The following is a 20,285-nucleotide window of genomic DNA, read 5'->3' as shown; positions in this document are numbered from 1 at the left end:
ACTCTGCCAGCCCGCGCTGTACTGGCGTGGCTCAAGGTATAATGTAAGGTTCATATTCACTCATGGCCGTACACCATCATGCAAGATAAATATAGTCCCGCCGACGTTGAACAAGCCGCGCAATCCCACTGGAAGGCGATCGACGCCTACAAGGCCGTCGAGAACGACCCGCGCTTCCCGAAGGGTAAATACTTCGCCTGCTCTATGCTGCCTTACCCATCGGGCAAGCTGCACATGGGCCACGTCCGCAACTATACGATCAATGACGTGATGTACCGCTATCTGCGTATGAACGGCTACAACGTGCTGATGCCGATGGGCTGGGACGCCTTCGGCATGCCGGCCGAAAACGCCGCCATGGCCAACAATGTGCCGCCGGCGCAATGGACCTATTCCAACATCGCCCACATGCGTTCGCAGATGGAGCTGATGGGCCTGGCCATCGACTGGTCGCGTGAAATGACCGCGTGCAAGCCGGAATACTACAAGTGGAACCAGTGGATGTTCCTCAAGATGCTGGAAAAAGGCATCATCTACAAAAAAACCGGCACCGTGAACTGGGACCCGATCGACCAGACCGTACTGGCCAACGAGCAGGTTATCGACGGCAAGGGCTGGCGCTCGGGCGCGGTGATCGAGAAGCGCGAAATCCCGATGTACTACGCGCGCATCACCGACTACGCCGAGGAGCTGCTGGAACATGTCGACAGCAAGCTGCCAGGCTGGCCTGAGCGTGTGCGCGTCATGCAGTCGAACTGGATCGGCAAGTCGACCGGCGTGCGCTTCGCCTTCCCGCACGATATCAAGGACGCCGAAGGCAAGCTGATCACCGACGGCAAGATGTACGTGTTCACCACCCGTCCGGACACCGTGATGGGCGTGACCTTCTGCGCCGTCGCCGCCGAGCACCCGCTGGCGGTGCTGGCCGCGCAGAGCAACCCGGAACTGGCCGCCTTCAACGCCGAGTGCAAACTGGGCTCGGTGATCGAGGCCGACATGGCGACGATGGAGAAGAAGGGCATGCCGACCGGCCTGTTCGTCACCCATCCGATCACCGGCGACAAGGTCGAGGTCTGGGTCGGCAACTACGTGCTGATGACCTACGGCGACGGCGCCGTGATGGGCGTGCCGGCGCACGACGAGCGCGATTTCGCCTTCGCCAAAAAATACCATCTGCCGATCAGGCAAGTCATCAAGGCGGAAGGCCAGGAGTTCTCCACCGAGGCGTGGCAGGAATGGTATGGCGACAAGGAAGTGGCGATTGTCACCAACTCCGGCAAGTACGATGGCCTGCGCTACGCCGAGGCGGTGGATGCGGTGGCCGCCGACATGGCCGCCCTCGGCCTGGGCGAGAAGAAGATCACCTTCCGCCTGCGCGACTGGGGCATCTCGCGTCAGCGCTACTGGGGCACGCCGATCCCGATGATCAACTGCCCGGACTGCGGTTCGGTGCCGGTGCCGGAAAAAGACCTGCCGGTGGTGCTGCCGGAAGACTGCGTGCCGGACGGCAGCGGCAACCCGCTGAACAAGTACGAAGCCTTCCTCCAATGCGACTGCCCGCAGTGCGGCAAGCCTGCGCGCCGCGAAACCGACACCATGGACACCTTCGTCGATTCGTCGTGGTACTACATGCGCTATACCTCGCCGGGCGCGAACGACGCCATGGTCGACAGCCGCAACGACTACTGGATGCCGATGGACCAGTACATCGGCGGTATCGAGCACGCCGTGCTGCACCTGTTGTACGCGCGCTTCTGGACCAAGGTGATGCGCGACTTCGGCCTGGTCAAATTCGACGAGCCGTTCACCAACCTGCTCACGCAAGGCATGGTGCTCAATGAGACCTACTTCCGCGAGGAAGAGTCGGGCAAGAAAACCTGGTTCAATCCGGCCGACGTCGACGTGGAGATGGATGACAAGGGGCGCCCCTTCGCCGCGTTCCTCAAGCTTGGGCGCGAAGCGGTCAAGATCGGCGGCACCGAGAAGATGTCGAAGTCGAAGAACAACGGCATCGACCCGCAAGCGCAGATCGAACAATACGGCGCCGACACCGCGCGCCTGTTCACCATGTTCGCCTCGCCGCCGGAGCAGACGCTGGAATGGTCGGGCAGCGGCGTCGAGGGCGCCAACCGCTTCCTGCGCCGCGTGTGGGCCTTCGGCTACGCGCAGCGTGAAGCCATCGCCGCCGCCGGCGCGCCGCTGAACGCCGCCGCCACCACCGACGCCGGCAAGACGCTGCGCCGCGAGGTGCACAAGGTGCTGCAGCAGGCCGACTACGACGTCAAGCGCATCCAGTACAACACCGTGGTGTCGGCCTGCATGAAGATGCTCAACACGCTGGAATCGGCCAAGGATGTGGAAGCGGCCGTGCTGTCGGAAGGCTATGCGATCTTCCTGCGCCTGCTGAACCCGGTGGCGCCGCACATCACCCACGTGCTGTGGCAAGAGTTCGGCTACGCTGGCGACATTCTGGACGCGGCCTGGCCGCAGGTCGATCCCGCCGCGCTGGAACAGTCGGAAATCGAGATGATGATCCAGGTCAACGGCAAGCTGCGTGGCAGCGTGGTGGTGGCCAAGGGCGCCGACAAGGCCGCCATCGAAGCCGCCGCCCTGGCCAATGAAGCGGTCCAGAAATTCATCGAGGGCACGCCGAAGAAGGTGATCGTGGTGCCGGGTAAATTGGTCAACATCGTGGTCTAAAGGCAGATATGGCGACTTCTTCCAAATTCATGTGCGCGGCGGTGCTGGCCGCCACCCTGACGCTGTCGGGCTGCGGTTTCCACCTGCGTGGCGACGGCGGCCACTACACGCTGCCATTCCCGACGATGTATGTGGGGCTGCCGGAGTCGTCGCCGCTGGCGATCGACTTGAAGCGCAACATCCGCGCCAACGGCGGCACCACGGTGGTCGGCAGCGCCAGGGACGCCGATGGCGTGATCGAGGTCTTGTCCAATCCGGAAAAGACCAAGACCAAGACCATTCTGGCGCTGGACAACAATGGCCGCGTGCGCCAGTACCTGCTGAGCTACAGCATCGTCTTCCGCGTCCTCGACAAGCAGGGCAAGGAGTTGCTGGGGCCGACCAACATCGCGTTGTCGCGCCCGATCGACTTCAGCGACAGCCAGCTGCTGGCCAAAGAGCAGGAAGAGGCGCTGCTGTACAAGGATATGCAGACCGACCTGGTGCAGCAGATGATGCGCCGCATCGCCGCCATCAAGACGGCCGGCGTGTCGCTGCCGCCACCGCCGGCCGTGCCGGCTCAGTAAAGGCGCCGCATGCAATTACGGTTGGAGGCGCTGGACGGCCATGTGAGCAAATCGCTGTCGCAGCTGTACGTCATCACCAGCGACGAGCACTTGCTGGCGCTGGAGGCCGCGGACAAGATCCGCAAGGCCGCCCGCGCCCAGGGCTATTCCGAGCGCGACGTGCTGACCGTGGAGCGCAGCTTCAAATGGGGCGAGCTGCTGGCGGCCAATCAGGCGCTGTCGCTGTTTGGCGACAAGAAACTGATCGAGCTGCGCATCCCGACCGGCAAGCCGGGCAAGGATGGCGGCGCGGCGCTGCAACACTATGTCAAGGATCTGAGTCCGGACAACCTGACGCTGATCACGTTGCCCAAGCTGGACTGGCAGACGCAGAAGGCGGCCTGGGTGGCCGCGCTGCAACAGGCGGCGGTGTATATCGACATCCCGCAGGTGGAACGGGCGCATTTGCCCAATTGGATAGGCCAGCGTCTCGCCCAACAAGGGCTGAGCGCGGACCGGCAGAGCATCGACTTCATCGCCGATCGCGTGGAAGGCAATCTGCTTGCGGCCCATCAGGAGATACAAAAACTGGCCTTGCTGCACGAGCCGGGCAAGCTGAGCTACGAGCAGGTGCACGCGGCGGTGCTGAATGTGGCGCGCTACGATGTGTTCAAGCTCAGCGAGGCGATGCTGGCGGGCGATCCGGCGCGGCTGATCCGCATGCTGGACGGCCTGAAAGGCGAGGGCGAGGCGCTGCCGCTGGTGTTGTGGGCGGTGTCGGAGGAAATCCGCACGCTGCTCAAGCTGAAGGCGGGCATGGCGCAAGGCCGGCCGCTCGGCGCGCTGCTCAAGGAGCATCGCATCTGGGGGCCGAAGGAACGCATGATGGACCCGGCGCTGCGCCGCATTTCGTTGCCGACGCTGGAAGCGGCGATGAAGGAGGCCGCGCAAGTGGACAAGATGATTAAAGGGCTGCGCGCGCAAGCGTTTGCCGGTGATGCCTGGGACGCCATGCTGCAATTGGCCCTCAAGGTCGCCCGTGGCTGATAAGCGCGTCATTCCGGCCTGCGCCGGCATGACGGGCAGGGGATAAAGAATGGACATCAAGCAGTACATGGAACAACTGGGGCGGCAGGCGCGCACGGCATCGCGCGCCATGGCCCGCGCCGACACCGCCACGCGCAACCGCGCGCTGACGCTGATCGCCGACGCCATCGAACGCGACGCCGACGCGCTGCGCGCCGCCAATCAACTGGATATGGACGCCGCCGCCGCCAACGGCCTGGAGCCGGCCATGCTGGACCGCCTGGCGCTGTCCGACAAGGCCATCGCCACGATGATCGAAGGGCTGCGCCAGATCGTCGCGCTGGCCGACCCGATCGGCGAAATCTCCGGCCTGAAGTTCCGCCCGAGCGGCATCCAGGTCGGCCAGATGCGCGTGCCGCTGGGCGTGATCGGCATCATCTACGAGTCGCGCCCGAACGTGACGGTGGACGCTGCCGGCCTGTGCATCAAGAGCGGCAACGCCACCATCCTGCGCGGCGGCTCGGAAGCGATCCACTGCAACCGCGCGCTGGCGAAACTGGTCAAGGAAGGCCTGGAAGGCGCCGGTCTGCCGGCCGACGGCGTGCAAGTGGTGGACACCACCGACCGCGCCGCCGTCGGCGCGCTGATCACCATGCCGCAGTATGTGGACGTGATCGTGCCGCGCGGCGGCAAGAGCCTGATCGCGCGCCTGATGGCCGAAGCCACGGTGCCGATGATCAAGCACCTGGACGGCATCTGCCACGTCTACATCGACGCCAAGGCCGACCTGAAGAAAGCGCTGGACATCGGCTTCAACGCCAAGTGCCACCGCTACGGCACCTGCAACACGATGGAAACGCTGCTGGTGGCGCGCGCGGTGGCGCCGGCGGTGTTGCCGCAACTGGCCGCGCTGTACGCGACCAAACAGGTCGAGCTGCGCGCCGATCCGGAAGCGGCCGCGATCCTGCAAGGCTATCCGCATCTGGCGGCGGCCACCGGGGAAGACTGGTCGACCGAATATCTGGCGCCGGTTCTGGCGGTGAAGATCGTGGCGGACATGGATGAGGCGATGGACCATATCAACACCTACTCGTCCAAGCACACCGAGGCGATCATCACCGAAGACCATACGGCGGCGATGCGTTTCCTGCGCGAAGTCGATTCGTCGTCGGTGATGGTCAACGCCTCGACGCGCTTCGCCGACGGTTTCGAGTACGGCCTGGGCGCCGAGATCGGCATCTCCAACGACAAGCTGCACGCACGCGGCCCGGTCGGACTGGAAGGTTTGACCTCGCTGAAATACGTGGTATTTGGCCACGGAGAAGTTCGACAATAAGGATAGATCATGTTGTACCTCTGGATTAAAGCACTGCACATCTTCTTCGTCATCGCCTGGATGGCCGGCGTGTTCTACCTGCCGCGCATCTTCGTCAACCTGGCGATGGAGACCGACAAGAACAGCATCTCGCGCCTGCAGGTCATGGCGCGCAAGCTGTATCGGTTTTCGATGTGGCTCTCGGTGTTCGCGGTGGCGTTCGGGGCGTACCTGATCTATCTGGCCTACGGCGTGCACATGCCTGGCTGGCTGCACGCCAAGTTGACGCTGGTGGTGGTGCTGATCGGCTACCATCATGCCTGCGGCGGCATCCTGAAGCGCTTCGAGCGTGGTGAAAACCAGCGTAGCCACAAGTGGTTCCGCGTGTTCAATGAGCTGCCGGTGTTCCTGATGCTGGGCATTGTGCTGCTGGTGGTTGTGAAGCCTTTCTAAAGGAAGCCTCATGAGCAAGGTATGTCAGTACTTCTTTGCCGCGCACTCGCCGTGGGCCTATCTGGGCCACGAACGGTTCATCGCCATGGCGCGCAAACATGGCGTGCAGATTGATGTAAAGCCCTGCGATTTGAGCAAGGTGTTTGGCGTGTCGGGCGGGCTGCCGCTGGCGAAACGTGCGCCGCAGCGGCAGGCGTACCGCCTGGTGGAGCTGGCGCGCTGGGCGGAGTATCTGGGGATCGCGCTGACGCTGCAGCCGCGGTTCTTCCCGGTGTCGCCGGAGCTGGCCAACAAGATGATCGTGGCCGCGCGCATGACGCATGGCACCGAAGTTGGCCTCAAGCTGGCCGGCGCCATCATGCGCGGCCTGTGGGCCGAGGACCGCAATATCGGCGACGAGGCCACGCTGGTGCAGATCGCCGGCGATTGCGAGCTCGATGGCAAGGCGCTGGTCAAGTCGTCGGAGACGGCCAGCGTGCTGGCCGAGTATGACCGTAACACCGACGATGCGAACGCCGCCAGCGTGTTCGGATCGCCGTGGTATGTGCTGGAAGGCGAAAACTTCTGGGGCCAGGACCGCCTGGACTTCCTGGAACGCGCAATGACGAAGTAACAAGCTGTTTGCAACAGGCTTCGTGCAACAGGCGCCGCGCCCGCGTGGGCGGCGCGCATTTTTTAACGGACAAAAGGTACTCCTATGGCATCTTTCTTTTGCCCATGCCCGCGTGGCATGGAAGCGGCGTTAGCCGAAGAACTGCGCGAGATCGCGCAACACAGCACCACCATGAAGGTGCACAACGAAGTGCCGGGCGGCGTGCACGCCTCCGGCGAGCTGACCGACGCCTACCGCATGAATCTGCACTCGCGCATCGCCTCGCGTGTGCTGATGCGCATGGCCGCCGGCGGCTACAAGAACGAGAACGATATCTACGACCTGACGCTGGCGCAGCCGTGGGAAGAGTGGTTCAGCTACGACCACACCATCCGCGTCGATCTCACCGCCGTCAAGTCGCCGCTGAAAAGCCTGGAGTTCACCACGCTGAAGATCAAGGACGCCATCTGCGACCGCTTCCTCGATCAGTATAAAAAGCGTCCGTCGGTCGATACCAAGGAGCCGGACATGCGTATCTTCGGCTTCGTCGACGCGCACCAGTTTATCGTCTACCTGGACACCTCGGGCGAGGCCTTGTTCAAGCGCGGCTGGCGCACCGAGACCGGCGACGCGCCGCTGCGCGAGAACCTGGCCGCCGGCCTGCTGCGCGTGGCCGGCTGGAAGCCGGGCATGCCGCTGTTCGACCCGATGTGCGGCTCCGGCACCATCCTGTGCGAAGCGGCGCAGATGGTGCAGGGCGTGCCGCCCGGCGCGCGCCGCCGTTTCGCGTTCGAGAAGTTCCATGATTTCGAGACCCAGGTGTGGCAGGACATGAAGGCCGCCATCAAGCCGAACCCGCTGCCGGCCGAGCCGACCATCTTCGGTTCCGATATCTCGGGCGACATGGTGGCGATGGCACGTCACAACCTGCGCAGCGCCGGCATCCTGTTCGAGGTGCCGCTGAAGCAGATCGAGGCGCAGCAGGTGCAGGCGCCGACCGCGCAGCCGGGCATCCTGCTGACCAATCCTCCCTACGGCGAGCGGATCGGCGTGCGCGGCGACAGCACCATGCCGCAGGATGAACTGGCCAACAGCTTTTACGCGGAACTCAGCTCGACGCTGAAGCAGCGCTTCGCCGGCTGGACGGTGTATCTGTTCACGGCCGACCTGGGTGTGCCGAAGCTGCTGCGCTTGAAGGAGTCGCGCAAGACGCCATTCTTCAACGGTGCGCTGGAATGCCGGTTGTTCCGCTTCGACATGGTGGCCGGCTTCAACCGCCGCGAAGCCGCCAAGCCGAAAGAATAAGCGACGCCGTACCCGCGCAGGGCCAATCTGACTGGAAACCGATATGCTGCCGACACCGCCCGCCGACCTCCCGGACCAGGACATCGACCATGATGTCCCGCCACCCGAACCGCCGCACCGCAAGCCGCTCACCGCCGCCGCGCTGGCGGTGATGCTGGCCGGCCTGTCGATGCTTGGCCCGTTCTCCATCGACGCCTACCTGCCGGCCTTCCCCAACATCCAGGCCACGCTGCACGCCACGCCGCTGGAGGTGCAGCAAAGCCTGACCTTCTACATGCTGGCCTTCGCCGGCATGGTGTTGTGGCACGGCGCGCTGTCGGACGCCTTCGGCCGCCGCAACGTCATCCTGGTCTCGCTGGCGATGTTCGCCATCGGCACGCTGGGCTGCGCCGCCGCGCATACGGTCCACTATCTGTGGGTATTCCGCATCATGCAGGGCATTTCCGCCGGCGCCGGCGTGGTGGTTGGCCGCGCCATCATCCGCGACTTGTACGAGGACGCCGCCGCCGCCCGCCTGCTGTCGCTGGTGACCATGATCTTCGCCATCGCCCCGGCCATCGCGCCGGTGCTGGGTGGCTGGATCGTCACGCTGTTTGACTGGCGCGCCATCTTCCTGTCGCTGCTGGCCTACAGCATCCTGCTGTTGATCTATTGCTACCGCCGGCTGCCGGAAACGCTGCCGCCGGAAAAACGCCATCCGTTCAATCCGCGCTTCCTGATCCGGAACTATAGTGAGATCCTGCGCTCGCCGTTGTTCCACCTGAAGACCGGCGTGGTGGCGCTGAACTTCAGCGGATTGTTTATCTACATCGCGGCGGCGCCGGTGTTCCTGCCGGAGCAGCTGCACCTGGGCGCCTCGGAATTCGCCTGGCTGTTCATTCCGTCGGTGGCCGGCATCTTCCTCGGCGCGCTGGCGGCCAACCGCATCGCCGGCAAGATGCCCTTTGCGCGCCAGATCGGCATCGGCTTTTGCTTCCTGCTGGCGGCGTCCAGCGTCAACCTGCTGTACCACAGCTTCCTGCCGCCGGCGCTGCCATGGACCGTGCTGCCGATGTTGTTCTACACCTTCGGCATGTCGATCGTGGCGCCCGGCGCCACGCTGCTGGCGCTCGACCTGTTCCCGCACATCCGCGGCACGGTGGCCTCGGTGCAGTCGTTCGCGGTGACGCTGCTGGGCGCCATCGTGGCCGGCGTGATCGCCCCCTTCCTATCACATTCGGCGCTGTGGCTAGCCGCCGGACAGATGGCGTTTAGTAGCGCTGCTCTGGCTTTGTGGTTGACGTCGCGCTATTACCGGAGCATGCTAACGCGCAATATCGGTTGATAATTATTGCGCCACGGAAATTGACTTGGTTGAGTAAGAAATTTTTCCTCGTGCTAAGTAAGCATCAGACTTTATGCTAAGATCATTTTTTGGCGGGCAGGGCGGCGCCGCTGAAACGCGCCACAACCCGCATAAAACCTCACGTTGACGGCATTTCGCCGTGGCGTTACGACCCTTGATCGATGTCTACCGGCGGCAATGTTTGATACGATGCATCAACAATCTGACCACGATATTCGCAATCGGCTGCTGATAGCCCGTCTGCCGGCGATGCCGCAGATCCTGATCAAGCTGATTGAGCACCTGCAAGCCGATGATGCCGGCATGCCGGAGCTGGCCGCCCTCATCGCCAAGGACGCGGCGATGACCAGCAAGATCCTGACCGTCGCCAACAGTTCGGCCTACCACCGCAATCAGCGCGCGGTGGGGCTGGAGCAATCGCTGGTGTCGCTCGGCACCGACATGATCAAGACGCTGGTGATCAGCGAATCGGTGTTCCAGACCTTTAACAGCTTCCCGCATTCCGCCAGCACCGACCTGCGCGGTTTCTGGAAAAGCTCGCTGACCACCGCCGTCATCGCGCGCGACCTCGCCCGGCAGACCGACTATCCGCACGCCGAGGAGGCTTACCTGGCCGGCCTGCTGCACAACGTCGGCCGGCTGGCGCTGCTGGCCGCCGCGCCGAAGGAATACGCGTTCAACTTCACCGCCCGCGACGACGAGGCGCTGTGCGCCGTCGAGCAGCGCACGTTGCAAATTACCCACGCCGAAGCGGGCGCCTGGCTGATCGAACGCTGGAGCCTGGATTCGTTCCTGGCCGACAGCGTGCTGTATCACCATGAACCGGTCACGCGGCTGGAGGCGGCGCATCCGCTGATCCGCATCGTGCGCCTGGCGCACCTGCTGTGCTGCCATACCGGCCAGCAGCAGGCCATCGACGAGGCGGCCCGCCTGTGCAACCTGGATGGCGACAAGCTGGAGCTGATCGTCAACAGCGCCGCGCGCCAGGTGGAACAATCGGCCGACTACCTGAGCATCGACCTGGCCGGCGCCGACGACATCGTCGCGCCGGCGGCCTACGCGCCGCCGCTGGTCGATCCGGTGCAGCAGCGGCTGTCGGAAGAAGTGCGCAACATCATGCTGGTGTCCGAAATGGGCCAGACCTTCGCCCGTCAGAACGGCGAGGCCAGCCTGCTGGAAGCCATCACCCGCTCGGCGCGCATCCTGTTTGATCTGGAAAACGCCGTGCTGCTGCTGGAAAACCCCACCGGCCACGCGCTGCACGGCGTGGCCACCGGCGAAGGCCAGCAACGGCTGGCCGAATTCGTCATCCCGCTGAATCAGGGCGGGCCGATGGCGCGCGCGGCGCTGGAGCGCACGCTGGCTTACGTCAACCGCGACGGCCAGACCCACAGCGTGCCGGAAGAGCAGCTGTTCCGCATCCTCGGCAGCGACAGCATGGTGTGTCTGCCGCTGGTGGCCAACCAGCGCTGCCTCGGTGTGCTGATCGGCGGCGCGCCGGCCTGGCAGTTGCAACTGCTGCAAAAGCGCGAGCGCTTCCTGCTGTCGTTCGGCACCCAGGCCGCCGCCGCGCTGGAGACGGCGATGAGCGAGCGCGGTCACGCCAAGCGCCAGCTCGCCCATGTGGCGGAGGAGTACCGCGAAGCCTCGCGCCGCGTGGTGCACGAGGTGAACAACCCGCTGTCGATCATCAAGAACTACCTGTCGGTGTTGGACAGCAAGCTGGCGCGGCGCGAGCCGGTGGTCGGCGAGATGTCGATCCTGAACGAGGAGATCGACCGCGTCGGCCAGTTGATCAACGGCCTGGCCGACCTGCAGCCGACCGAGACCTCGCGCGTGACCGACGTCACCAAGGTGGTGGACGACGTGCTGCGCCTGTTCCGCGCCACCGATTTCGTGCCGGCCTCGGTGCAGATGGTGGTGCGCATGCAGGAGGAGCCGGCGGAGATCGACGGCGACGCCGACCTGCTCAAGCAGATCCTGGTGAACCTGATCAAGAACGCCGTCGAAGCGCTGGCCGCCGGCGGCCGGATCGAGATCGCCAACCGCGGTCACGTCAATCGTGAGCGCAAGCTGTACCTGGAACTGGTGGTCAGCGACACCGGTCCTGGTTTGCCGGCAGACGTGCTGGCCAACCTGTTCTCTCCTGTCCGCAGCGGCAAGGAGGGCGCCCACCATGGCATTGGACTGTCCATCGTCCACAGCCTGGTCAAGAAAATGCAAGGCCTGATTACCTGCCGTTCCGGAAAAACGGGTACCACTTTTGAAATCCTGCTGCCCGCCAAGGGCAGTAACAGCCAAGTCGCAGGCGTGCAAACGCGGGCGATGGATTCCGCTTAAGGCCATGATGAACCTGAACTCTTTCGACCTAGCCCCCGTCGAATCGCTGTCTTCTGATTATCGCCCGCGTCTTTTGCTTGTCGACGATGAACCGCGCCTGCTGTCGTCGTTGTATGAGCTGCTGCGCGATCGCGATTACCAACTGGTGACCGCGACCTGCGGCAGCGAGGCGCTGGCCCAGTTGACCAAACTTAAATTTGATCTGATCCTGCTCGATCTCCGCCTGCCGGATATGAGCGGGCATGAGATCATGGACTATATCAACGCGCGCGAGATCGACGGCGACGTCATCGTCATGAGCGGCGATGTCGGCATCGAGGCCGCCATTGGCGCGCTCAAGCGCGGCGCCTACGATTACCTGCGCAAGCCGTACAGCCGCGAGGAGCTGCTCAAGACGGTGGAGAACGCGCTGCAAAAGCGCCGCCTCGCGGTCGACAACGAGCGCATCACCTCCAAGCTGGAAAACTCGGAGAAGATGTACCGCTACCTGGTGGACTCGTCGCCGGACATCATCTACACGCTGAACCACGAGGGCAAGATTACCTTCGTCAACGACCGCGTGCAGCAGTTGCTCGGCTACAGCCGCGAGGAGCTGATCGGCCGCCACTACTCGGTGCTGGTGCATGACGAAGACCAGGAGCGCGCGCGCTACGCCTTCAACGAGCGCCGCGTCGACGAGCGGGCGTCGCGCAACGTCGAGCTGCGGCTGAAGTGCAACACCGGCGCCGGCGTCGAACGCACCTTCAACAACACGCTGATGACGATCGCGCTGAACGCGATCGGCATGCACGTGCCGGATCACGACACGCGCACCCGCGAGTTCTTCGGCACCTACGGTGTGGCGCGCGATATCACCGACCGCAAGCGCGCCGAGGAAGTCATTTCCTACCAGGCCTACCACGATATCCTGACCGACCTGCCGAACCGTATGCTGTTCAAGGACCGGCTTGGGCTGGCGGTGATCCAGGCCAAGCGCAAACTGACCGAGCTGGCGGTGATGTTCATCGATCTGGACCGCTTCAAGCTGGTCAACGACACGCTGGGCCATGTGAAGGGCGACGAGCTGCTGCAACAGGTGGCGGCGCGGTTGAAGGATTGCCTGCGCCGCGGCGACACGCTGGCGCGCCAGGGCGGCGACGAATTCACCATCGTGCTGCCGGAGTTGCGCGACCGCGAGGACGCCAAGGCCATCGCCGACAAGTTCCTCGAAAGCCTGCAGCGGCCGTTCGATCTGGACGGGCACGAGGTGCACATCTCGGCCTCGATCGGCATCGCCGTGTATCCGACCGACGGCGAGACCATCGACGAACTGCTGCGCCATGCGGACATCGCCATGTACCAGGTGAAGGCGCTGGGCAAGAATGGCCACAGCTTCTATCACAACTCGATGCTGGACGTGTCGCACCAGAAGATTGCGCTGGAACAGGCGCTGCGCAAGGCGCTGGAGCACAACGAGCTGGAAATGTACTTTCAGCCGCAGGTGGACGTGGCGACCGGCCGCATCGTTGGCGCCGAAGGGCTGATGCGCTGGAACCATCCGCAGCGCGGCCTGCTGTCGGCCGGCGAGTTCCTGCCGTTCGCCGAGGACAATGGCCTGATGCTGCCGATCTCCGACTGGATGCTGGGCGCGCTGTGCCGCGACCTGGTGCAATGGAACGCGGCCGGCGGCGAAGCGTTGCGGCTGTCGCTGAACCTGTCGCCGCAGTATCTGGACCGCGGCGACTTCTTCGAGAAGATGCGCGGCGCGCTGACGCGCTACGGCATTTCACCGGCGCAGATCGAGGTGGAGATCACCGAGAACATCTGCATCCGCAATCCGCAATATGCGATCGAACAGCTGAACAAATTGTGCCAGCTGGGCGTGTCGGTGGCGATCGACGATTTCGGCACCGGCTATTCGTCGCTGTCGTATCTGCACCGCTTCCCGATCCACACCATCAAGATCGACCAGTCCTTCGTCAAGGAGATCCATGACGAGGGCGGCCACTACCCGGTGATCCTGGCGATCATCTCGATCGCGCGCGGCCTGGGCCTGCACCTGGTGGCCGAAGGGGTGGAGACCGCCGTGCAGGCGCGCTACCTCGAAGCCAACGGCTGCAGCACCATGCAGGGCTACCTGTATCACCGGCCGATGTCGCTGAACTGCTTTATCGAGGTGCTGCAGGAGCAGAACCGCCGCGCCGCGCCTGCCGCTGCCGCTGCCGCTGCTACTGCGCCGTTGGAATATCGCCCGGCCATGATCGCGATCCAGGCTTGATGACGAACTACCGCTCCACCGACGCCGGCGACGGCGGTGCTCACAGCGCGGAATTCCTGCGCGTGAAGGGGCTGGCCGAACGCGGCATCGCCAATGCGCAGCACACCCTGGGCTTCATGTACTTCAACGGCCAGGGCGTGGCGCAGAGCTACGAGCTGGCCGTGGTGTGGTATCGCCAGGCCGCCCAGGCGGGACTGGAACACGCGCAGTACAACCTGGGCGTGATGTATCAGAAGGGCCAGGGCGTCGGCCAGAATTTCGAAGAGGCGGCGGCGTGGTATCGCCAGGCCGCCGAGCAGGGCTACGCCGCCGCGCAGTACAACCTCGGTTGGCTGTACGCCAAAGGCCAGGGCGTGCCGAACGACACGCAGCAGGCGATGCACTGGTTCAGCAAGGCGGCAGAGCAGGGCGACGCCGGCGCCCAGAACAACCTCGGCATGATGTACGACACCGGCAAGGGCGTGCCGCAGGACTTCAAGCAGGCGATCTTCTGGTATCGCAAGGCGGCCGAGCAGGGCTATGCGCGTGCGCAGTTCAATCTGGGCCTGCGCTACGACAACGGCCAGGGCGTGCCGCAGGACGTGGGGCAGGCGATGTCGTGGTACCGCAAGGCGGCCGACCAGGGTTACGCGCCGGCGCAGTTCAACCTGGCGCTACGCTTCGACAAGGGCGACGGCATCCCCCGCGACGCGCAGAAAGCGATCCTGTGGTATCGCCGCGCGGCGGAGCAGGAGCATGCCAGTTCGCAGTTCAACCTGGGCCTGATCTACGACAACGGCCAGGGCGTGCCGCGCGACGAACAGAAGGCGCTGGACTGGTATCGCAAGGCCGCCGAGCAGGGCCACGCGGCGGCGCAGAACAACCTCGGTCTGCGCTATCACCACGGCCAGGGCGTGCCGCAGGATTATCAGCAGGCCGAGTATTGGTATCGCAAGGCGGCGGAGCAGGGCTTCCCCGGCGCGCAGTATCATCTGGGGGTGTTGCACGACGCCGGCCATGGCGTCGCGCTGGATCATCAGGAGGCGATCTTCTGGTATCGCAAGGCGGCCGACCAGGGCCACCTGCGCGCGCAGTTCGACCTGGGCCTGCGCTATGAAACGGGGCGCGGCGTGCCGCAGGATGTCCGCAAGGCGATGAGCTGGTACCGGCGCGCGGCCGAGCAGGATTATGTGGCGGCCCAGTACAGCCTTGGCCTGCTGTATGACCGCGATGACGGCCCGCAGCCTGACTGCATGCAGGCCTATCACTGGTATCGCAAGGCGGCGGAGCAGAATCACACGCTGGCGCAGTTCGCGCTGGGCCTGCGGCACGACAATGGGCTGGGCGTGGCGCGCGATTACGCGCAGGCGCACCACTGGTATCTGCAGGCCGCGTCGCAAGGTCATGCGCGCGCGCAGTTCAACCTGGGCCTGATGTATCTGGCCGGACAGGGCGTGCAGCCGGACGCCGGCCAGGCCTGGCTGTGGCTGACGATGGCCGAACGCGCCGGCTTCGCCGCCGCCGCCCGCTATCTGAAGCATGCCGCGTCGCGCCTGGACAACGCGCAGCTGGCGCTGATGCGCGAGCGCATCGGCGCGTTGCCCGGCTGATCACCGTTATTTACCCGTCACGCGCACGCCGGCCAAGCGCGCCACGCCGGCCAGCGTGGTCTGGGCCGCGTTCAGGCCTAGCAGGAAGTCCTTATCGGAGTAGTTGGCGAACAGATCGGTCGGCTGGTGCCAGTGCGGATTCCAGCCGGCGCCGATCTGCTGTCCGCGCTCGCTCTCGCGCAGCGAAATCGACGGCACCAGGTCCATGAATGGCGTCGAATCGGTGTTGGTCATGTGGAAGCCGACAGCGGCCGGATAGTTGGTGGCGTACTTGTCGTTGGCGGCACGGAAGGCCCACGCCAGCTTGGCCGAGCCCTCGGCCTGCTTTGAGACCGACTGATACTCGATGTTGACGTCCGCCTCCAGACGCTGCTCCGGCGGCGACACGTAGACCGGCTGGCCCTTCTCGTCCAGCACCTGCTTGCCGCTGGCGTCGCGTTTTGGAACTGGCATGCCGTGGTCGTACATCATCATGTCGTGCTGGATCATGCCCAGCCACTTCGGCTCGGGGTACTTGCCCGAGCCCTTCGGCGACTCGATGCCCTGCAAATCCTTGCGCTGTTCGACGTAGGCGGCGGCGCCATTCAGGCCGGTCTCCTCGTTGTTCCACAGGATGAAGCGGATCGAACGGTCGGTCTCCACGCCCGGCTGGCTGAAGATGCGCGCCAGCTCCATCACCAGCGCCGTGCCCGAGCCATCGTCGTTGGCCGCCTCGCCGAAGCCGATGCCGTCCATGTGGGCGCTGACGATATACATTTCCTCCGGATGGCTGGTGCCCACCTTGGTGCAATAGAGGTTCTCGCGCAGCGAGGTGCCGACCGGCGTCTGCTCGGCGTTCAGCGCGCGCAGGCGTTCGTCCGGCTGGCGCAGCGGGTCGGTGTTGACGCCGGTCGGAACGCGGTTGCCGAACAGCGTGCTGCCGCCTTGTCCCGGCGGGCCGCCGGCGCCGCCGCTGGGGATGCCGGGCGCGCGCTTGGGCGCTGGCGCGCCCGGTGCCGGCTGGGTGTATTGATACTGCAGGCGCTCGATGTTGGTACAGCCGTAGGACTTGAGTTGCGCCTCGATCCAGTCCAGCGCATCGCGATTGCGCTGCGTGCCCTGGCGGCGGTCGCCGAATTGGGTCAGGCCCTTGATGGTGGCCTTGTAGCGCGCAAGCTCCAACTGCTTGACCAACTGCGAGACGGGATCGGTCGGCGCCTGGGCCAACGCCATCGGCGCGGCCAAGGCCAGCGCCACGCTCAAAGCTGCAACTGCTTTCATGGGACATCCTTATCGTTTTAATGGAGGCCCGGCCATTCTGCATCAGATGCCGGCGAACGTAAATCCATGTAAGCGCATCACAACACTCCGATACAAAAGTGAAGCCTTCTGCAATGTTGCAGACAACTGCGGCAACCAAGATGGCGCAATGACATCCATGCCCACTTCTCTTTTGCGCGGCGGCGCGTATTTGCTGGCCGTGTTCCTGCTCTGTTTCAGCTACTGGCTGCATCGCTCATTCGGCCAGCCGGACCTGGGACAGATCGCCTACCACCTCAGCTTCGGCGTCGAACTGGCGGACGCCGTCGACCCGGTCGTGGTGCGGCGCTTTGTGCGCTGGTGCGTGCTGGCGCCGCCGATCTTCCTGGCCTTGCTGTACTACGCCGAACGGCGCTGGCTGGGGATGATCGAGAAGACGCCGCCGCGTGGACGCGCGCTGCTGTATCGTCTGCACCGCTGGTTCCCGCAACTGATGGTGCTGGGCGCGGCGCTGTTCTGGATGTCTGACGTATCGGCCTTCAAATATGTCACGGAGGATTTCGGCCCGGACTATTTCGGCGCCAACTACGTGCGTCCCGATGTGGTGACGATCACCGCGCACCGGCCCAGGAACCTGGTGCTGATTTATGTGGAAAGCCTGGAGCAAGGCTACGGCCAGCGCGCGGTGTTCGGCCACGATCTGCTGGCGCCATTGAACAATCTGCCGGGCTTCAGCTTCGATAGCTACCAGCAGGTGGCCGGCACCGGCTGGACCATCGCCGCGATGGTGGCGACGCAGTGCGGCGTGCCGCTGGAACGGGTCACTCTCCTCGACGGCAATACGCAGGGGCAGGCGATGGACTCCTTCCTCAAGAACGCCGTGTGCCTGACCGACCTGCTGGCGGCGCGCGGCTACCGCAACGTCTTCATGGGCGGCGCGGCCACCGCGTTTGCCGGCAAGGACAAATTCCTCAGTCAGCATCATTACCATGAGATGTATGGGCGCGCGGAATGGCGGAAGAGCGGCGTGCCGGAAAGCGCCATGAATGGCTGGGGCCTGTACGACGCCGACCTGTTCGCGCGCGCCAGGACCCGGCTGCGCGAGTTGTCGGCGTCGGGCGAGAAATTCAACCTGACCTTGCTGACGGTGGACATGCATGAACCGGAAGGGCATCTGTCGCCGTCCTGCGCGCGGCGCGGCTTTCGCGGCTTTGAGGGCGTGGTGTCGTGCACGGCGCAGGAGGTGGCGGACTTTGTGCGCTACGCGCGGGACAACGGCTATCTGCAGAACACCAACATCGTCATCCTCGGCGACCACCTGGCGCGCAAGAATCCGTTGACGGAGAAGCTGTCGCAAGTGAGCGAGCGCACCATCTTCAACCGCTTCATCGCGCAAGACGCGCCGCCGCCGAACCGCGCGCAGATGCTCCACTTCGACATGCTGCCTACGATCCTGGAATTCGTCGGCTACGACGTGCCGGACGGCCGCATGGGGCTGGGCTACAGCGGCTTCAACACACATCGCGCGCAGCCGCCGAAGCAGCGCACGGCCGACATGGAGCAGAACCTGCTCAACCGCTCGCCGGAATACATGGCGTTGTGGGCGGAGCAGGGCGAGCACTGAGCGTTCGACGATTACCTTTGTCTTGTTTGAAAATACGGCTAATAGCCGTATAATAAAAGAGCAATCAGGAGATCAGATATGAGTACATTTGCCATCAAAGACGCTCGCTTGGAGCTGAAAACCACGGCCGAGGCCAAAGAATTTTTAAGCAAGGCTGCTGTTCTTCAGGGAATGGACTTGTCGTCCTTCATGATCGCTTCCGCTATGGATCGAGCACGCGCCATCGTCCGTGACCACACCGCCATTGCCTTATCAGCAAAAGGGCAAATAGAACTTGCCAATTTGTTGCAGCACCAGCCGGCACCTACCGACGCCATGCAAGAGCTGCGTCGCCAGCCTCGCCTGAAAGTGCGTGAATGAGTTTTGTCATCGCGCGCTTTGACCCCTCAGCCAAATATGCAGGCTATAACCAGTTTGACTGTCAGCATCAGCAGATCAATAAATTTGTCAAAGACTCACTGAAAAAGCAGGTAAAGCAGGGATTGAGTGTCGCCTACGCGCTGCTTGAAGAAAGCCAGGATGCCAACTCAGATGACAGGTTTGTGGGCTTTTTTACGATAGCTAGCCACTCCATTCCTTTGGATTCTCTTTCAGCTTTGCAACTTGGATCATTGCCGAAAGTCATTCCATGCGTCAGGTTGATCATGCTTGGGATTAACCACAGCGATTCCAACAATGGATTCGGCAAGATGCTAATGAATCATGCCTTGGACATTACGAAGGCTGGCGCAGCGCATATTGGATGTTATGGAATGTATCTGGATGCGGATGCCGGTGCAATCGCCAAGGGGTTTTATCAAAAACTGGGATTCCACCTTTTGGACGGCGATAAAAGCCCGGCACCCTCACCTATGTTTATCCCTATTGCTTCTTTTTGATTTCGAACTAAGGAGACCTCGAATTACCGACGATTTTGGCGGTACTATAAAACATAGCGTCCTTGAGAGCGGCGGTGGCGGGCAAGTTGTGACCGCCAGTCGTCACTTCTAACCGCCGCAAGGTTGTCAACAACGTTAGAACCCGCGTAGAATGCGGGGCACGCGGGTGTAGTTCAATGGTAGAACGGCAGCTTCCCAAGCTTCATACGAGGGTTCGATTCCCTTCACCCGCTCCAATGAAATCAAAGACTTAGGTTGCGAACCGCCAATCTAATGGTTCCGCAAATTCGGCATAGTTCCGCAAAAGCTCCCAGTCATGCCTCTTGCTGCCACCAATCAGGAGTAGTGAGCTACACTTAAGCCCCCCCTAACCAGTTGTAAAAAACATGCGACTGAAAACCTCCCTGTCAGTGCTTACAGCAATACAGCGTGATATCGACTGCATATCATATTGCTTAGTGTTCTTTGTTCTTGTGTTCGGTATTCGAACAGCATACGTCGCTGGCACGGGTGGCGATCTATGGCCTACCCTTACGCCATTGGCTACATCACTTTCAGCGCTCTTAGTATCCAGGAACGCGAAGCACATATTGGTTAGGGGAGACATACAAAGGGAAGATGATCGACGTCAGGAGCTAGTCAAGATCACTCATCATCTGATGGCGACTGTTTCAAGCCTGATCAATCATGTTTCATATTTCAAATCAACCATAGAGCAAAAAACAAGACCTGCGCTAGTGGTTGCTGAGACCGCAGAAAATATCGTTTTGCGATATGAGGTTCTTCTGGAACGCGAACCCTATAAATATCTACCCGGCCCAATGGTTGATCTCATCGGCAACATGTCCGGGGCGATACTTGGCATCAAAGCCTTCGCCACAGGCGTAACAACAATGACCGCAAAAAACCCTCTTGCACCGTTATCCTCTGTCATGCCCCCAAGTGCGACTGGAGCTAATGTCAAATCTGGTGTATGCCAATCCTGAAGCGTAGGGCCATCAGGCGGCGAGTTTCTGTTGTTCCGGCGGATTGTCCTGCGCCGGAAGTCCATCTTTAAACAGCACGCCAGCCAGCAGC

Annotated in this window: 16 protein-coding genes and 1 tRNA gene; 16 read left to right on the top strand and 1 reads right to left on the bottom strand. The window is 63.0% G+C overall.

Annotation, left to right across the window (positions count from 1 at the left end; translation table 11 throughout):
• The first annotated feature begins 78 nt into the window (after positions 1–78).
• The 11 genes from leuS (at position 79) to GTP44_RS11170 (ending at position 15,467) form a co-directional block, all read left to right on the top strand.
• Positions 79–2,700: a leucine--tRNA ligase gene (leuS, locus tag GTP44_RS11220; RefSeq protein WP_161019492.1), complete on the top strand. Its 2,622-nt coding sequence runs from the start codon at positions 79–81 to the stop codon at positions 2,698–2,700.
• Positions 2,701–2,708: 8 nt separating this feature from the next.
• Positions 2,709–3,266 (top strand): LPS-assembly lipoprotein LptE, encoded by a 558-nt coding sequence (locus tag GTP44_RS11215; protein ID WP_161019491.1) that lies wholly within the window; start codon positions 2,709–2,711, stop codon positions 3,264–3,266.
• A 9-nt stretch (positions 3,267–3,275) separates the two neighbouring features.
• Entirely contained in the window at positions 3,276–4,292 is a 1,017-nt protein-coding gene (gene holA, locus GTP44_RS11210; RefSeq protein ID WP_161019490.1) for a DNA polymerase III subunit delta, read from the top strand.
• Between the two features lie 49 nt (positions 4,293–4,341).
• Positions 4,342–5,607 carry a glutamate-5-semialdehyde dehydrogenase gene (locus tag GTP44_RS11205; RefSeq protein WP_161019489.1) on the top strand — a complete coding sequence of 422 codons (1,266 nt, stop codon included), beginning with the start codon at positions 4,342–4,344 and terminating at the stop codon, positions 5,605–5,607.
• A 9-nt stretch (positions 5,608–5,616) separates the two neighbouring features.
• Positions 5,617–6,039: a CopD family protein gene (locus GTP44_RS11200; RefSeq protein ID WP_161019488.1), complete on the top strand. Its 423-nt coding sequence runs from the start codon at positions 5,617–5,619 to the stop codon at positions 6,037–6,039.
• A gap of 10 nt (positions 6,040–6,049) precedes the next feature.
• The gene (locus GTP44_RS11195; protein WP_161019487.1) at positions 6,050–6,652 is read left to right on the top strand and encodes a 2-hydroxychromene-2-carboxylate isomerase; all 603 of its coding nucleotides are present in this window, start codon (positions 6,050–6,052) and stop codon (positions 6,650–6,652) included.
• Positions 6,653–6,736: 84 nt separating this feature from the next.
• Positions 6,737–7,936, top strand: a complete 1,200-nt coding sequence (locus GTP44_RS11190) for a THUMP domain-containing class I SAM-dependent RNA methyltransferase (protein WP_371867202.1) — start codon at positions 6,737–6,739, stop codon at positions 7,934–7,936.
• A gap of 43 nt (positions 7,937–7,979) precedes the next feature.
• Positions 7,980–9,260, top strand: a complete 1,281-nt coding sequence (locus tag GTP44_RS11185) for a multidrug effflux MFS transporter (RefSeq protein ID WP_161019486.1) — start codon at positions 7,980–7,982, stop codon at positions 9,258–9,260.
• 210 nt (positions 9,261–9,470) lie between these two features.
• Positions 9,471–11,621: an HDOD domain-containing protein gene (locus GTP44_RS11180; RefSeq protein WP_229256326.1), complete on the top strand. Its 2,151-nt coding sequence runs from the start codon at positions 9,471–9,473 to the stop codon at positions 11,619–11,621.
• Positions 11,622–11,628: 7 nt separating this feature from the next.
• A complete protein-coding gene (locus GTP44_RS11175; protein WP_161019582.1) occupies positions 11,629–13,878 on the top strand; it encodes a putative bifunctional diguanylate cyclase/phosphodiesterase in 2,250 nt (749 codons plus the stop codon).
• Positions 13,878–15,467 carry an SEL1-like repeat protein gene (locus GTP44_RS11170; protein WP_161019485.1) on the top strand — a complete coding sequence of 530 codons (1,590 nt, stop codon included), beginning with the start codon at positions 13,878–13,880 and terminating at the stop codon, positions 15,465–15,467. The genes GTP44_RS11175 and GTP44_RS11170 overlap by 1 nt, the downstream gene beginning before the upstream one ends.
• Positions 15,468–15,473: 6 nt before the next feature.
• Here GTP44_RS11170 and GTP44_RS11165 read toward each other — a convergent pair whose 3' ends face one another.
• On the bottom strand, positions 15,474–16,727 hold the full coding sequence (locus tag GTP44_RS11165; protein ID WP_161019484.1) for a M20/M25/M40 family metallo-hydrolase: 1,254 nt from the start codon (positions 16,725–16,727) through the stop codon (positions 15,474–15,476).
• 157 nt (positions 16,728–16,884) lie between these two features.
• Here GTP44_RS11165 and GTP44_RS11160 point away from each other — a divergent pair, with 157 nt between their 5' ends.
• The 5 genes from GTP44_RS11160 (at position 16,885) to GTP44_RS11140 (ending at position 20,194) form a co-directional block, all read left to right on the top strand.
• Positions 16,885–18,330, top strand: coding sequence for a sulfatase-like hydrolase/transferase (locus tag GTP44_RS11160; RefSeq protein WP_161019483.1), 1,446 nt, complete (start codon positions 16,885–16,887; stop codon positions 18,328–18,330).
• Between the two features lie 78 nt (positions 18,331–18,408).
• A complete protein-coding gene (locus tag GTP44_RS11155; RefSeq protein ID WP_160989112.1) occupies positions 18,409–18,690 on the top strand; it encodes a type II toxin-antitoxin system TacA family antitoxin in 282 nt (93 codons plus the stop codon).
• On the top strand, positions 18,687–19,208 hold the full coding sequence (locus GTP44_RS11150) for a GNAT family N-acetyltransferase (RefSeq protein ID WP_161019482.1): 522 nt from the start codon (positions 18,687–18,689) through the stop codon (positions 19,206–19,208). Before GTP44_RS11155 ends, GTP44_RS11150 begins: the two co-directional genes overlap by 4 nt.
• A 162-nt stretch (positions 19,209–19,370) precedes the next feature.
• A tRNA-Gly gene (locus tag GTP44_RS11145) sits at positions 19,371–19,444 on the top strand.
• Positions 19,445–19,594: 150 nt separating this feature from the next.
• Positions 19,595–20,194 (top strand): hypothetical protein, encoded by a 600-nt coding sequence (locus tag GTP44_RS11140; RefSeq protein WP_161019481.1) that lies wholly within the window; start codon positions 19,595–19,597, stop codon positions 20,192–20,194.
• Positions 20,195–20,285 lie beyond the last annotated feature (91 nt).

This window comes from Duganella lactea (assembly GCF_009857505.1).
GTDB lineage: Bacteria > Pseudomonadota > Gammaproteobacteria > Burkholderiales > Burkholderiaceae_D > Rugamonas > Rugamonas lactea.
This window is presented reverse-complemented; position numbering and strand designations above follow the sequence as displayed.

What these genes read in the sequence shown, in the direction of transcription:
- GTP44_RS11155 (WP_160989112.1), top strand. Translation starts at nt 18,409, where the DNA reads ATGAGTACATTTGCCATCAAAGACGCTCGCTTGGAGCTGAAAACCACG.
- GTP44_RS11190 (WP_371867202.1), top strand. Translation starts at nt 6,737, where the DNA reads ATGGCATCTTTCTTTTGCCCATGCCCGCGTGGCATGGAAGCGGCGTTA.
- GTP44_RS11215 (WP_161019491.1), top strand. Translation starts at nt 2,709, where the DNA reads ATGGCGACTTCTTCCAAATTCATGTGCGCGGCGGTGCTGGCCGCCACC.
- GTP44_RS11205 (WP_161019489.1), top strand. Translation starts at nt 4,342, where the DNA reads ATGGACATCAAGCAGTACATGGAACAACTGGGGCGGCAGGCGCGCACG.
- GTP44_RS11180 (WP_229256326.1), top strand. Translation starts at nt 9,471, where the DNA reads ATGCATCAACAATCTGACCACGATATTCGCAATCGGCTGCTGATAGCC.
- GTP44_RS11165 (WP_161019484.1), bottom strand. Translation starts at nt 16,727, where the DNA reads ATGAAAGCAGTTGCAGCTTTGAGCGTGGCGCTGGCCTTGGCCGCGCCG.
- holA (WP_161019490.1), top strand. Translation starts at nt 3,276, where the DNA reads ATGCAATTACGGTTGGAGGCGCTGGACGGCCATGTGAGCAAATCGCTG.
- GTP44_RS11160 (WP_161019483.1), top strand. Translation starts at nt 16,885, where the DNA reads ATGCCCACTTCTCTTTTGCGCGGCGGCGCGTATTTGCTGGCCGTGTTC.
- GTP44_RS11175 (WP_161019582.1), top strand. Translation starts at nt 11,629, where the DNA reads ATGAACCTGAACTCTTTCGACCTAGCCCCCGTCGAATCGCTGTCTTCT.
- GTP44_RS11185 (WP_161019486.1), top strand. Translation starts at nt 7,980, where the DNA reads ATGCTGCCGACACCGCCCGCCGACCTCCCGGACCAGGACATCGACCAT.
- GTP44_RS11140 (WP_161019481.1), top strand. Translation starts at nt 19,595, where the DNA reads ATGCGACTGAAAACCTCCCTGTCAGTGCTTACAGCAATACAGCGTGAT.
- GTP44_RS11200 (WP_161019488.1), top strand. Translation starts at nt 5,617, where the DNA reads ATGTTGTACCTCTGGATTAAAGCACTGCACATCTTCTTCGTCATCGCC.
- GTP44_RS11150 (WP_161019482.1), top strand. Translation starts at nt 18,687, where the DNA reads ATGAGTTTTGTCATCGCGCGCTTTGACCCCTCAGCCAAATATGCAGGC.
- GTP44_RS11170 (WP_161019485.1), top strand. Translation starts at nt 13,878, where the DNA reads ATGACGAACTACCGCTCCACCGACGCCGGCGACGGCGGTGCTCACAGC.
- leuS (WP_161019492.1), top strand. Translation starts at nt 79, where the DNA reads ATGCAAGATAAATATAGTCCCGCCGACGTTGAACAAGCCGCGCAATCC.
- GTP44_RS11195 (WP_161019487.1), top strand. Translation starts at nt 6,050, where the DNA reads ATGAGCAAGGTATGTCAGTACTTCTTTGCCGCGCACTCGCCGTGGGCC.